Annotated in this window: 13 protein-coding genes; 9 read left to right on the plus strand and 4 right to left on the minus strand. The window is 65.9% G+C overall.

Going from position 1 to position 12,460, the window contains the following annotated elements; all coding sequences use genetic code 11:
- Nucleotides 1-24: 24 nt before the first annotated feature.
- The 7 genes from QOL68_RS13290 (at nucleotide 25) to QOL68_RS13320 (ending at nucleotide 6,606) form a co-directional block, all read left to right on the plus strand.
- Nucleotides 25-1,074, plus strand: coding sequence for a substrate-binding domain-containing protein (locus tag QOL68_RS13290; protein ID WP_282949567.1), 1,050 nt, complete (start codon nucleotides 25-27; stop codon nucleotides 1,072-1,074).
- A 265-nt stretch (nucleotides 1,075-1,339) separates the two neighbouring features.
- On the plus strand, nucleotides 1,340-2,716 hold the full coding sequence (gene pstC / locus QOL68_RS13295; RefSeq protein ID WP_058456103.1) for a phosphate ABC transporter permease subunit PstC: 1,377 nt from the start codon (nucleotides 1,340-1,342) through the stop codon (nucleotides 2,714-2,716).
- A complete protein-coding gene (gene pstA, locus QOL68_RS13300; RefSeq protein ID WP_282949566.1) occupies nucleotides 2,709-3,965 on the plus strand; it encodes a phosphate ABC transporter permease PstA in 1,257 nt (418 codons plus the stop codon). Before pstC ends, pstA begins: the two co-directional genes overlap by 8 nt.
- A 2-nt stretch (nucleotides 3,966-3,967) precedes the next feature.
- Complete coding sequence (pstB, locus tag QOL68_RS13305) at nucleotides 3,968-4,750, plus strand: phosphate ABC transporter ATP-binding protein PstB (protein WP_058456101.1); 783 nt, start codon at nucleotides 3,968-3,970, stop codon at nucleotides 4,748-4,750.
- A gap of 25 nt (nucleotides 4,751-4,775) precedes the next feature.
- Complete coding sequence (gene phoU / locus QOL68_RS13310; protein WP_204994349.1) at nucleotides 4,776-5,498, plus strand: phosphate signaling complex protein PhoU; 723 nt, start codon at nucleotides 4,776-4,778, stop codon at nucleotides 5,496-5,498.
- Entirely contained in the window at nucleotides 5,498-6,196 is a 699-nt protein-coding gene (gene phoB, locus QOL68_RS13315; RefSeq protein WP_058456099.1) for a phosphate regulon transcriptional regulator PhoB, read from the plus strand. The genes phoU and phoB overlap by 1 nt, the downstream gene beginning before the upstream one ends.
- 176 nt (nucleotides 6,197-6,372) lie before the next feature.
- On the plus strand, nucleotides 6,373-6,606 hold the full coding sequence (locus QOL68_RS13320; RefSeq protein ID WP_282949565.1) for a hypothetical protein: 234 nt from the start codon (nucleotides 6,373-6,375) through the stop codon (nucleotides 6,604-6,606).
- Between the two features lie 338 nt (nucleotides 6,607-6,944).
- Here QOL68_RS13320 and QOL68_RS13325 read toward each other — a convergent pair whose 3' ends face one another.
- The gene (locus QOL68_RS13325) at nucleotides 6,945-8,315 is read right to left on the minus strand and encodes an OprO/OprP family phosphate-selective porin (protein WP_282949564.1); all 1,371 of its coding nucleotides are present in this window, start codon (nucleotides 8,313-8,315) and stop codon (nucleotides 6,945-6,947) included.
- A gap of 195 nt (nucleotides 8,316-8,510) precedes the next feature.
- On the opposite strand from QOL68_RS13325, the gene QOL68_RS13330 reads away from it, so the two are divergent.
- Entirely contained in the window at nucleotides 8,511-9,413 is a 903-nt protein-coding gene (locus QOL68_RS13330; RefSeq protein WP_282949563.1) for an SDR family oxidoreductase, read from the plus strand.
- A gap of 229 nt (nucleotides 9,414-9,642) precedes the next feature.
- Nucleotides 9,643-10,716: a hypothetical protein gene (locus QOL68_RS13335; RefSeq protein ID WP_058456095.1), complete on the plus strand. Its 1,074-nt coding sequence runs from the start codon at nucleotides 9,643-9,645 to the stop codon at nucleotides 10,714-10,716.
- Here the strand turns inward: QOL68_RS13335 and QOL68_RS13340 are convergent.
- From QOL68_RS13340 to QOL68_RS13350, 3 genes are all read right to left on the minus strand, one after another.
- Nucleotides 10,694-11,044, minus strand: coding sequence for a DUF2794 domain-containing protein (locus QOL68_RS13340; RefSeq protein ID WP_282949562.1), 351 nt, complete (start codon nucleotides 11,042-11,044; stop codon nucleotides 10,694-10,696). The genes QOL68_RS13335 and QOL68_RS13340 overlap by 23 nt on opposite strands.
- On the minus strand, nucleotides 11,044-11,763 hold the full coding sequence (cysE, locus tag QOL68_RS13345; RefSeq protein WP_058456093.1) for a serine O-acetyltransferase: 720 nt from the start codon (nucleotides 11,761-11,763) through the stop codon (nucleotides 11,044-11,046). The genes QOL68_RS13340 and cysE overlap by 1 nt, the downstream gene beginning before the upstream one ends.
- Nucleotides 11,764-11,849: 86 nt before the next feature.
- Nucleotides 11,850-12,425, minus strand: a complete 576-nt coding sequence (locus QOL68_RS13350; protein WP_282949704.1) for a hypothetical protein — start codon at nucleotides 12,423-12,425, stop codon at nucleotides 11,850-11,852.
- Between the last annotated feature and the right edge of the window lie 35 nt (nucleotides 12,426-12,460).

Here is a 12,460-nt window from a genome sequence, read left to right on the forward strand (position 1 = left end):
GACCCCCTCTACAGGACATATCCCATGGCCAAGAAATTTGCCCTCATCGCCTGCGTCGCGACTGCCGCGCTGGCGCTTTCCGCTTGTCAGGACCAGGCGTCCTCGGGCGGCGCGGCGCGCGATTATATCAGCGCGGTCGGCTCCTCGACCGTCTATCCCTTTGCGACCGCGGTCGGCGAGAAGTTCGCCGAGGCGACCGGCAACAAGGTGCCGAAGATCGATTCGACCGGCACCGGCGGCGGCTTCGAGCGCTTCTGCGCCGGCGTCGGCGGCGACACGCCCGACATCGCGAACGCCTCGCGCCGCATGAAGAAGAAGGAATTCGATACCTGCGTCAAAAATGGCGTGAAGGACATCGTCGAAGTCCAGGTCGGCATCGACGGCATCGCGCTGGGCGAAGCGCAGCGCGGCCCCGGCTTCAAGCTGTCGGAAGAAGATGTCTATAAGGCTCTGGCTGCCAACCCCTATGGCAAGCCGAACACCGCCAAGACGTGGAAGGACGTCAACCCGGCGCTGCCCGCGGTCGCGATCTCGGTCTTCGGCCCGCCGTCGACCAGCGGCACGTACGATGCGTTCAAGGAGCTGATCCTCGGCAAGGGCTGCGACGCCAACCCCGAGATGAAGGCGCTGAAGGACAGCGACAAGGAAAAGCATGAGGCGACCTGCACCACGCTGCGCGGCGCGCCCTTCTATGTCGAGCAGGGCGAGAATGATAACCTCATCATCTCGAAGCTCGACAAGAACCCCGACAGCCTTGGCATCTTCGGCTTCAGCTATCTCGATGCCAACAAGGACAAGATCAAGGCGGTGCCGGTGCAGGGCGTGGCGCCGACCTATGCCGCGATCGCCGACGGCAGCTATCCGGGTTCGCGCCCGCTGTTCATCTATGTCAAGAAAGCGCATGTCGGCGTGATCCCGGGCCTCGCCGAATATGTCGCCGAGTTCCTGAAGGGAGCGGCTTCGGGCGGCTATCTCGCCGCCAAGGGCCTCGTCGTGTCGCCGAAGGACGTCGCGGACAAGGCCGCGGCGAACGCCAAGGGCATGACCGTGCTGGACGGCGCGGAGCTGAAGTAATCTCCCCCGCGGGTGGCCGGGATCGAGGGGCCCACATCCCCTTCCCCGGCCACCGTTTTTTACGTCACCTTCCCACCCCGTTCGTGTCGAGCGAAGTCGAGACACCCATCGGGTCGGCGCATGGTCGAGGGGCTTCTCGACTTCGCTCGATGCGAACGGGATTGGCAGATCCGGTGATTTTGGAAATTGTGACGCAGAGTCATGAAACTGCCACGTCATACCGCTTGGGGTGACGGGGGGATCCGGACAGGATAACGGGGACACAGTGACTTTCAACGCCGCCGCCTTACTGCTGCTGATCGCGGGGCTTGCCCTGATCGGCTGGCTTGCCGGCCGGGCGCGCTCGCTGATGCTGGCGGGCCGCGCGCACGCCAAGCTGCATTCGCGCCCGCAATATCACGGCTGGTACGTCGCGCTGTGGCTGTTCGCGCCCGCCGCGATCTTCCTTGCCGTCTGGTCGGCGGTGTCGCCCGGCCTCATCACCAACAGCGTGCTCGCGAGCGAGGCGGCGCAGGGCCTGCCCGCCTTCGGGTTCGAGCGCGGGGCGATCCTGAGCGATGCGCGCAATGTCGCGCAGGGGGCGCAGGCCGCGGTGCGGATTCCCGCCGCGGCGCCGCTGGTCCAGCCCTATGCCGACGCGACGCATTTCTATGCGTGGATCGGCATCGCCGCGATGCTGGCGCTGGCGCTGGCGGGCGGGCTTTACGCCTTCACGCGGATCCGGCCCGACTTCCGCGCGCGGACGCGGGTCGAGAAGATCGTCATGGCGGTGCTGCTGCTCGCGTCGCTGGTGGCGATCCTGACGACCTTCGGCATCGTGCTGTCCTTGCTGTTCGAATCGATCCGCTTCTTCCGCCTCGTCTCGCCCGCCGAGCTCCTGTTCGGGACGACATGGGCGCCGACGAGCGGCGCGCCGCAGCCCGACACCTTCGGCGGCATCCCGCTGTTCTGGGGCACGGTGCTGATCGGCGCGATCATCGCGATGATCGTCGCGATCCCGATCGGGATGATGACCGCGGTGTACCTGACGCAATATGCCGCGCCGCGCGTGCGCCGCTGGGTGAAGCCGCTGCTCGAGATCCTCGCGGGCGTGCCGACGGTGGTGTACGGCTATTTCGCGGCGCTGACCGTGGCGCCGGCGCTGCGCGAATTCGCGGTGATGCTGGGCATTCCGAACGCCTCGACCGAAAGCGCGCTCGCCGCGGGGATCGTCATGGGCGTGATGATCATCCCCTTCGTTTCGTCGATGGCCGACGACAGCATCAACGCGGTGCCGCAGGCGATGCGCGACGGATCGCTCGCGCTCGGCGCGACGCCGAACGAGACGATCCGCCAGGTGCTGATCCCCGCCGCGCTGCCGGGCGTGATGGGCGGCATCCTGCTCGCGGTCAGCCGCGCGATCGGCGAGACGATGATCGTGGTGATGGCCGCGGGCCTCTCCGCCAACCTCACCGCCAACCCCTTCGCCAGCGTCACCACGGTGACCGCGCAGATCGTCAAGCTGCTCACCGGCGACCAGGAATTCGACAGCGCCAAGACGCTCGCCGCCTTCGCGCTCGGCCTCGTGCTGTTCATCGTGACCTTGCTGCTCAACATCGTCGCGCTGCGCATCGTCAAAAAGTATCGCGAAGCTTATGAATAGGGACACCGCCCCGACCGACTGGAAAGGCGCCGCGATGCAGAAGCGCATCGCGGGCCGCTATGCCGCCGAGCGCCGCTTCAAGCTGTTCGGGCTGGGCGCGGTGCTGCTGTCGGGCTTTTTCCTCGCCTTCCTGCTGTTCGTGATGGTCGGCAACGGCCTGCGCGGCTTCACCTATACGAACGTCGAGGTGCCGATCGACTTCAAGGCGATGCCGCTGACGGTCGATGCGTCGCGGCTCGGCGATGCCGACGCCGATCAGGCGATCGCGAATGCCGGGCTCGCCGATATCGTCGCCTTCGCCGCCGACGAGGCGCTCGGCGCCGACGGCGCGAAGATGATCAGCGAAAATGCGTGGAAGGAAGTGCGCAAGCAGATCAAGGCCGACCCCGCGATCCTGCAGGGCAAGACGGTCTTCCATCTCCCCGCCTCGTCCGAAGTCGACATCGCCGCCAAGGAAGGCGCGAAAGGCGCGCTGGGGGCGAAGGTCGACGCGCTGCAGCGCGACGGCAAGCTGTCGACCGGCATTCACTGGCCCTTCTTCAAGAATGCCGACGCGACCGATCCCGCGGTTGCGGGCATCTGGGGCGCGCTCAAAGGGTCGGTGCTGACGATCTTCATCGCCTTCCTGATCGCCTTCCCGACCGGGGTGCTCGCGGCGCTGTACCTCGAGGAATATGCGCCGAAGAACCGCTGGACCGACCTCATCGAAGTGTCGATCAACAACCTCGCCGCGGTGCCGTCGATCATCTTCGGCCTGCTCGCGCTCGCGGTGTTCATCAACTGGTTCGGCATCTGCCAGGCGAGCCCGCTTGTCGGCGGGCTGACGCTGGCGCTGATGACGATGCCGGTGATCGTCATCGCCAGCCGCAACGCGATCAAGGCGGTGCCGCCCTCGATCCGCGACGCCGCGCTCGGCGTCGGGGCGAGCCCGGTGCAGGTGGTGTTCCATCATGTGCTGCCGCTCGCGCTCCCCGGCATATTGACCGGCACGATCATCGGCATGGCGCGCGCGCTGGGCGAGACCGCGCCGCTGCTCCTCGTGGGGATGCGCGCCTTTATCGGCGACGTGCCGGGCGGCATCTGCTCGCCCTCGACGGTGCTGCCGATGCAGATCTTCCTCTGGTCGGACGAAGTCGACCGGGGCTTCGTCGAGAAGACCTCCGCCGCGATCATCGTGCTGCTCATCGTGCTGCTGTCGATGAACGCGCTGGCGATCTATCTTCGCAACAAGTTCGAAAAACGCTGGTGACCATGACCCAAGATGATTTGACCATCGCCGACCCCAAGATGACCGCCAAGGGCGTCGACGTCTTCTATGGGCAAAAGCAGGCGATCAACGACGTGTCGATCGACGTCGGGACCGACCTGGTCACCGCCTTCATCGGCCCGTCGGGCTGCGGCAAGTCGACCTTCCTGCGTTCGCTCAACCGCATGAACGACACGGTCGCCAGCGCGCGCGTCACCGGCACGATCCTGCTCGACGGCGAGGACATCTATGCGCCGTCGATGGACGTCGTGCAGCTGCGCGCGCGCGTCGGCATGGTGTTCCAGAAACCGAACCCCTTCCCCAAGTCGATCTATGACAATGTCGGTTACGGCCCGCGCATCCACGGCCTGGCGCCGTCGAAGGCGGACCTCGACGTCATCGTCGAGCGCGCGCTGGTGCGCGCCGGCCTGTGGGACGAGGTCAAGGACCGGCTGGGCGAGAGCGGCACCGCGCTGTCGGGCGGCCAGCAGCAACGCCTGTGCATCGCGCGCGCGATCGCGGTCGATCCCGAAGTCATCCTGATGGACGAGCCCTGCTCGGCGCTCGACCCGATTGCGACTGCGAAGATCGAGGAGCTGATCCACGAACTGCGCGGCAAATATGCGATCGTGATCGTCACCCACAACATGCAACAGGCGGCCCGCGTGTCGCAGCGCACCGCCTTTTTCCACCTCGGGACGCTGGTCGAATATGGCAGGACCACCGACATCTTCACCAACCCGAAGCAGGAACGCACCAAGGACTATATCACCGGCCGCTACGGCTAAACCCCGGGCGAACAAGGACGAAGCAATGGCAGTTACCAACGATCATACCGTCAAGGCGTTCGACGAGGATCTGAACCGCCTCCGCGGCCTGATCAGCGAAATGGGCGGCCGCGCCGAACAGGCGTTGCTGCAGGCGATGAGCGCACTGAACAATGGCGACCTCGAACTCGCGGCGCAGGTGGTGGAGGGCGACAAGAAGATCGACGCGCTCGAAGCCGAAATCGAGCAGCTCACGACGCAGACGATCGCGCTGCGCGCACCGATGGCCGACGATCTGCGCGAGATGATCGCGGCGCTGAAGATCGTCTCGGTCGTCGAACGGATCGGCGATTATGCGAAGAATATCGCGAAGCGCGTCGCGCTGATGGACCAGACGCGCTCGATCGAGGCGATCCCGGTGCTGATGTCGATGTCGGCGGCGGTCGCCGAACTGATCCACGACGCGCTCGACAGTTTCGCGGCGCGCGACGCCGAACTCGCGGTGCGTGTTACGGTTCGCGACAAGAATGTCGACGACTTCTACAACAGCATCTTCCGCACGCTCGTGACCTTCATGATGGAAAATCCGAAGCACATCACCGAGAGCGCGCATTTGCTGTTCGTCGCCAAGAACCTCGAGCGCATGGGCGACCATGCGACGAACATCGCCGAAATGGTCTACTATGTCGTGACCGGCGAGCGGATGGAGGAACGCGAACGCGGCGAGACGCCCGAAAGCGCGGCCTCCTCGGGGCAGGAGAAGGGCTGATGCCGCAGCCCGACCTGCTGCTGATCGAGGACGACGAGGCGATCGCCGAGCTGATCGTCTGGCACTTCGCACGCGAGGGCTTTTCGGTCCGCCAGACCCCCGACGGCGAGCAGGCGCTCGTCCTCGTCGAGGAACGCGTGCCCGACATCGTTCTGCTCGACTGGATGATCGAGAGCCTGCCGGGGATCGAGGTCTGCCGGCGCCTGCGCCGCAACCCCAAGTCGGCGAACGTCCCGATCATCATGCTCACCGCGCGCGGCGAGGAAGAGGATCGCATCCGCGGCCTCGAAACCGGCGCCGACGATTATGTCACCAAGCCGTTCAGCCCGCGCGAACTCGTCGCGCGCGTCTCGGCGGTGCTGCGCCGCCTGCGCCCGGCGCTGGCGGGCGAGCTGCTCGCCTATGCCGATATCGAACTGGACTCGGTCGCGCACAAGGTGGTGCGGGGCGGCCAGATCGTCGCGATGGGTCCGACCGAGTTTCGCCTGCTGCGTCATTTCATGGAGCATCCGGGGCGCGTCTTTTCGCGCGGGCAATTGCTCGACAGCGTGTGGGGCCAGGACAGCGACATCGAACTGCGCACCGTGGACGTCCATATCCGCCGCCTGCGCAAGGCGATCAACCTGCCGGGCACCGCGGATATCATCCGCACCGTGCGCTCGGCGGGCTATGCGCTGGATGCGGGGAAGAGCATCTGAGCGGTTTCGGCCGGAATCGGCCCTAACTAACTCCGTTCGCATCGAGCGAAGTCGGGATGCACCTCGTCGTGGCGTGAAGTCGATGGGTGTCTCGACTTGGCTCAAAGCGAACGGATACGGGGGACGGCGGCTAACGACCGGTTGCGGGCATGCGGATTGAAGCTCATAGTTCGCGAATGAGGATATGGATTCGCCGTTTCGCTGTTGCGTTCATAATTGCCATGCTGCTCGGAGCCTTGGCATGGGTGGTCCTTTTTGAGGTAGTCATCACGTCGTTTTCGCCGAACGTGTTGTTGCAGTTGCTGGTTCCAGTGGGCTTGGCCATCTTAGCTTTGGCCGGTTGGCGGATAATCGTTGCGCTCTACAAGTGGGCGCCAAACGAGCCACAAACATTAGCGAATGTCCGCTGACGTCCGCTCCCCACCCCAATTTAGACATCCCCTCTTCGTCATCCCGGACTTGATCCGGGATCCATCGCGGCGTTGAAGTCGTGGACCCCGGATCAAGTCCGGGGTGACGAATGTCTGGAATCCACCCCATTTCGGCGGTTCGCCGACGATCTGGATCGAATGACGGCTACCGACCGATTGCTGACCTATCCTGCATCGTCACCCTGAACTTGTTTCAGGGTCCATGGTCTGCCGTTTCCATCGGCGCGGCGCCGGATGCAAGACCCGGCCATGGATGCTGAAACAAGTTCAGCATGACGAGAATTGAAAGGCTGGAAACCACCCCAATACCGACCAAGTCAGAAGTCGATCTGCGTCCGGAGGCCGAAGGCGTCGGCCGAATAGTCGCGGTCGCCGGTCGGGGTGCCGATCGCCGCGTCGTCGAACATCAGGCGGCCGTAGTTCGCGGTGAGGCGGACGTAGGAGATCGGGGCCCAGACGAGGGACACGCCGAGCGTGCGCTGGCGGCCTCCGACAATGCCCGCATCGTTGAGGTCGAGATAATCGTAGCGCGCATTGACCTCGATCGCGCCGGGGCCGCCCGCGTTGATCGGACGCGACGGGGCGAGGCGGTCGAAGGCGCCGTCCTTGTAGATGCGCGCGTCGCCGCGCGTCAGCACATAGCCGACCTCGGCATAACCGCCGAAGAAGGTCGGATCGGCAAAGCCCGGACGGCGCGCGGTCTGCCAGAAGCCTTCGCCCGCGACGTGGAACGGGCCCGCGAGGGCAGCCGCTTCGACGCCGAGGCCGCGTTCGCTGGTCGCGTTGAACGTGCCCGTGTCGACGATGCGGCTGTTCGTCGTGTGGACGAAGGGCCGCGACGCATACCGCACGGCGGGCGCGTCATTGATGTTGCGCCAGTGGCCCGAGCCGCCGAGATGGAGCTGGGTGTTGCCGAACTTCGGCATCCAGATCGCCCGCGCGTCGAGGCTGACGCTGTTGTTCGAATCACTGTTCAGGTCGTTCGCATTGTCGCCGAAGACCCCGCCCTGCAGCAGCAGCGCCTTGCCCTTATATTGCGCCGACAGCCCGACGCGGCGTTCGAAGCCGAAGGCCTGCGTGAAGGCCGCGCGCTCGAGCATCGAGGTGAAGAGGTCGCTGGTCAGCTCGTCGAGCGACCAGAAGGGCTTTTGCTGCCCGGCCGTGACGGTCAGCGGGCCGGTCGCGTAGGTCAGATACACGTCGGTCAGGTCGACCGCGCTATTGGCGAAATCGGCCTCGATCCGATAGCCGAAACCGCCCGGAATCTTGCCTTCCATGCCGAGATAGGCGCGCCGAAATTCGGTGGCGAGGCCGCCGTGCGTGCCGGTCACGCCCGCGGGCGCGTCGATGCTGGCGACATCGACCTGCAGGCGGCCGCGCGGCTTGAAGCTCCAGCCGTCGGCGGTCTTGAGCTCGGGGGCACCCTTCCACGCGATTTCAGTCGCAGGCTTGGCCGTGACGCTCGGTGCGGCGGGCGCCGGAGCAGCAATCACGGGGGCCGGAGCGGGCGCGGACGGGGTCGTTGCCGCGTCGAGCCGCGCCTCGAGAGTCTGTACCTTTGCCTTCAGCGCATCGAGTTCGGCGCGGAGCGCGGCGGCTTCGTCGGCCGACATCGCCTGCGCATGGGCGGTCGACGGCAGGCTGAGCATCGTGGTCGCCAGCAGGCTGGCGGCAAGGACGTGACGCATGGGGGATTTGCTCCGTTGCGAAAGGTGACAATCTCGCTGCGCCGCTATGACAATAGAATGACATTTGCACGTCGTTTCGATGACATTTTTGTTGCAGCGACTCATTTTCCTGACCCCTTGCCTGCCGGGCCCGAACGGGTAAGGACGTTCCGGTTTTATCGGGCAACCTTTCGCTGCCCCCCCAAGGAGACCATCATGACGATCAAATTTGACGGACGTGTTGCCATTGTGACCGGCGCGGGCGGCGGGCTCGGCCGCGCCTATGCGCTCGAACTCGCGCGGCGCGGGGCGAAGGTGGTCGTCAACGACCTTGGCGGCGCGCGCGACGGCACCGGCCATTCGGACGCTGCGCTCGCCGTGGTCGAGGAAATCCGGGCGGCGGGCGGCACCGCGATGTCGAACGGCGGCAGCGTCACCGAATATGAGCAGATGGTCGAGATGGTGGCACGCGCGAAGGAAGAATGGGGCGGCGTCCACGTCCTCATCAACAACGCCGGCATCCTGCGCGACAAGAGCTTCGCGAAGATGGAGCCCGCCGACTTCGACCTCGTCGTCAAGGTCCACCTGCTCGGCAGCGCCAATGTCACCAAGGCCGCGTGGGACATCATGCGCGAGCAGGCCTATGGCCGCATCCTGATGACCGCCTCCTCGACCGGTCTCTACGGCAATTTCGGGCAGGCCAATTACGGCGCGGCGAAGCTGGGCCTTGCGGGGCTGACCAAGACGCTCCACCTCGAGGGCGCGAAGTACAACATCCGCTGCAACACGATCGCGCCGGTCGCGGGCACGCGCATGACCGAAGACATCTTCCCGCCCGAACTGTTCGAGAAGTTCACGCCCGAGAATGTCGTCCCGGCGGCGCTGTATCTGGTGAGCGAGGATGCCCCGACGAACATGATCGTCGGCGCGGGCGCAGGCGCGTTCCACGCCGCCTATGTCACCATGACCCCCGGCGTCGCGCTGCCCGAAGGCGAGCGCACGCCCGAGGGCGTCGCCGCGGCGTGGGAGAAGATTATCGACCGCAACGGCGAGATTGTCCCGCAATCGGGCGCCGAGCAGTCGATGGGCGTGATGCGCGCCTTGCAGGCGCTGGGCTGACGTGAACATCCTCTCCGTCGCGCAGCGATGGAGAGGTGGCAGCGCGCAGCGCTGACGGAGGGGCTTTGGCACAACGTCGCCGCCCCTCCACCATTTGCTTCGCGAGCGGTTCCGTTCCCCACCGCTTCGCGACAGGGAGGATCATGGCGCGTCACTGTATTGACACACCAATACGCCCATGCCATAAAATCCGCGGGGCAAGGGGATCGGTCTAAGAAGGACGACCCCGATGTATAGTGAAACCGACCTGCAAGCCGCGGTCGATGCAAAGGTACTGACGCCGGAGGCCGCCGCGGCTTTCCGGTCGCATATCGCATCGGTGCGCGCCGCCCCCGGAGCGGACGAGGAATCGTTCCGCCTGATCACCGGGTTCAACGATATCTTCGTCAGCATCGCCGCGGTGATCCTGCTCGTCGCAGTGGCGTGGATCGGCGAGTCGATCCACCCGGCCCTCGCCGGCGCGTTCGTCGCGGGATCGGCGTGGTTTCTCGCCGAATATTTCACCCGCGTGCGCCGCATGGCGCTGCCCAGCATCGTCCTCGTCCTCGCCTTTTCGGCGGGCGTCTGCGCGACGATGATCGGCTTCCTCGTCAAGCATGGCGAGGATATTTTCGGCCGTGACCCCGGCGAAACGACGCTTGCCGTGGTGGCGGGCACGATCGCCGCGGTGACTGCGGCGGCGACCTGGTTCCACTGGAAGCGCTTCATGGTGCCGATCACCGTTGCGGCAGGCACCGCGGCGCTGGCCGCGACCGCGGTCGCGCTGGTGCTCGCGATCACCGGCGTCCCGAGCCCCGACGGCACGCTGCCGATGATCCTCGTCCTCATCGCGGGCATCGGCGTCTTCGCGCTCGCCATGTGGTGGGACAAGAGCGACCGGCTGCGCCAGACGCGCCGCAGCGACGTCGCCTTCTGGCTCCACCTGCTCGCCGCGCCGATGATGGTCCACCCGATCTTCCACCTGCTCGGCGTCACGCGGGGCGACGATATCGGCAGCGGCGCCGCGATCCTGGTGGTCGGCATCTATATCGCCTTCGGCCTGATCGCGCTCGCGATCGACCGCCGCGCGCTGCTCGTCTCGGCGCTCGCCTATGTGCTGTTCGCGATGACGCAGCTGTTCCGCACCTTCGGCGCGGTCGAGCTCAACGTCGCGCTGACCGCGTTCGTGATCGGATCGGCGCTGCTGCTGCTCTCGGCCTTCTGGCAGAATGCGCGGGCGGCGGTCGTCGGGCTGCTTCCCGACCATCTGGCGAACCAGCTGCCCGCAACGATCCGCGCGATCAGCCCCCAACCAGCTTCATAAGCTTGCGTTCGACGGGGGCGAGCACGTTCGACAGCTCGTCCCCGCGCTTCAGGATCGCCCCGGCTTCGGAGACAAGGGCCCACATGCCCTGCCGGCTCCGCAAGGCGGGGCGTTTCTCTATCCGGTATTCGGGACGCTCGGCGGTGCGGCGAAAGGCCGAGAAGATTGCGACGTCGCGGTGGAAATCCATCGCATAGTCGCGCCAATGCCCCGCCGCGACCATCCGGCCATAGAGATCGAGAATGCGTAAAAGCTCGGTGCGCTCGAAGCCGGTCTGCTGCGGTGCCGCCCTGTTGTTAGCGAACGGCAGGGGCGTGACAGTCCCCATCAGGCGCTTTTCCGGCTCCCCTTGCGCCGCGGCGCGTCGAGTTCGGCGGCGAGCGTATCGCGTTCCTCGAGCAGGGTCGCGAGCTGTTTCTGCATCTGCTCGAGCTGGCATTGCAGGATTTCGAGCTTCTGCGTCGCCGGATCGAAGGTTTCGCTGCACGGGGTGCCATAGGGCACGAATTCGCGCGCATATTCGGCTGCATCGACCAGGGTCGAGCGCGCCGGAATGCCGACCATCACCGCGCCTTCGGGCACATCCTTGGTAACAACCGCATTGGCGCCGACGCGCGCGCGCGGGTTGACGGTGATGGGGCCCAGCACCTGCGCACCCGAACCGACGATCACGTCATCGGCCAGGGTCGGGTGGCGCTTGCCGCCGATGCCGTTGGCGGGATCGGTGCCGCCGAGGGTCACGCCCTGATAGATCGACACATTGTCGCCGATCTCGGCGGTCTCGCCGATGACGACGCCGAAACCATGATCGATAAAAAGATGGCGGCCGATCTTTGCACCCGGGTGGATGTCGATACCCGTCATCCAGCGCGAAAAATGATTGACGAAACGCGCGAGGAAAAACAGATCCGCCTCGAACAGCCAGTGCGCGACGCGGTGCATACCCACGGCGAGCAGCCCCGGATAAAGGAGGATTTCCCAGCGCGACCGCGGCGCCGGATCGCGCGCCTTGATCGAATCCAGATAGGCGATCAGCCCGTTGAACATCCCTATGTCCCCTGCGACCCTATTTCTGTACCGCGCAAGATAGATGTTCGGCAGCGGCTTTTCCAGTCCCGACCGCATTTATTCGGTCAGCGGCCGATCAGCCCGAGCCGCAACAGCAACAATCCTTCGCCTCGCCAGCGCCGTTCGCCGCCATGTCTGGCGATGGCGACGGCCCAGCGGTCAAGCATCACCGAAGCACGGTTTCCGCCGAAGGATACGCGCGGCGGCGCGGGCCGGTTACGCGCGGCGGCAAACAAATCGCGGCCTTCCTGCTCGCCTTCCTGCAGCATCGCGCCCCAGACCAGGCCCCAGCGGGCGCCACCGCCGCCGCCCGACAGGGTGAACAGCGCGTCGCCGAATGCCGCCGCAGCATCGCGGCGCGCCGTCGCATCCTCGGCCAGCAGCATCGCCTCGGCGGCATCGACAAGCGTGTCGAGCCCCCCCTGCCCCGCCCACGTCGCCTGCAGTTCGGCAAGCAACGGCTCGCCCTTCGGCAGCGCCGCGGGATCGCTCGCGAGCATTGCCATCATGTCGCGCCACCAGGCGAGCTTGATCTGCCCGATCAGCGGCTCACGCGCATCCTGCAACAGCTTGGTCAGCCGTTCGGCAAGCACCCACAGCCCAGCGATAGCAGGGCGCCGCTCGCGCGGCACCGCCACCATCACCCGCGGATCACGAATGTCGGGGTAGGCTACCG

This window comes from Sphingopyxis sp. Geo25 (assembly GCF_949769135.1).
Taxonomy (GTDB): Bacteria; Pseudomonadota; Alphaproteobacteria; order Sphingomonadales; family Sphingomonadaceae; genus Sphingopyxis.

Coding starts and splice junctions, on each gene's coding strand:
- QOL68_RS13290 (WP_282949567.1), top strand. CDS start 25: ATGGCCAAGAAATTTGCCCTCATCGCCTGCGTCGCGACTGCCGCGCTG.
- pstA (WP_282949566.1), top strand. CDS start 2,709: ATGAATAGGGACACCGCCCCGACCGACTGGAAAGGCGCCGCGATGCAG.
- pstB (WP_058456101.1), top strand. CDS start 3,968: ATGACCCAAGATGATTTGACCATCGCCGACCCCAAGATGACCGCCAAG.
- phoU (WP_204994349.1), top strand. CDS start 4,776: ATGGCAGTTACCAACGATCATACCGTCAAGGCGTTCGACGAGGATCTG.
- phoB (WP_058456099.1), top strand. CDS start 5,498: ATGCCGCAGCCCGACCTGCTGCTGATCGAGGACGACGAGGCGATCGCC.
- QOL68_RS13320 (WP_282949565.1), top strand. CDS start 6,373: ATGAGGATATGGATTCGCCGTTTCGCTGTTGCGTTCATAATTGCCATG.
- QOL68_RS13325 (WP_282949564.1), bottom strand. CDS start 8,315: ATGCGTCACGTCCTTGCCGCCAGCCTGCTGGCGACCACGATGCTCAGC.
- QOL68_RS13330 (WP_282949563.1), top strand. CDS start 8,511: ATGACGATCAAATTTGACGGACGTGTTGCCATTGTGACCGGCGCGGGC.
- QOL68_RS13335 (WP_058456095.1), top strand. CDS start 9,643: ATGTATAGTGAAACCGACCTGCAAGCCGCGGTCGATGCAAAGGTACTG.
- QOL68_RS13340 (WP_282949562.1), bottom strand. CDS start 11,044: ATGGGGACTGTCACGCCCCTGCCGTTCGCTAACAACAGGGCGGCACCG.
- cysE (WP_058456093.1), bottom strand. CDS start 11,763: ATGTTCAACGGGCTGATCGCCTATCTGGATTCGATCAAGGCGCGCGAT.
- QOL68_RS13350 (WP_282949704.1), bottom strand. CDS start 12,425: ATGGTGGCGGTGCCGCGCGAGCGGCGCCCTGCTATCGCTGGGCTGTGG.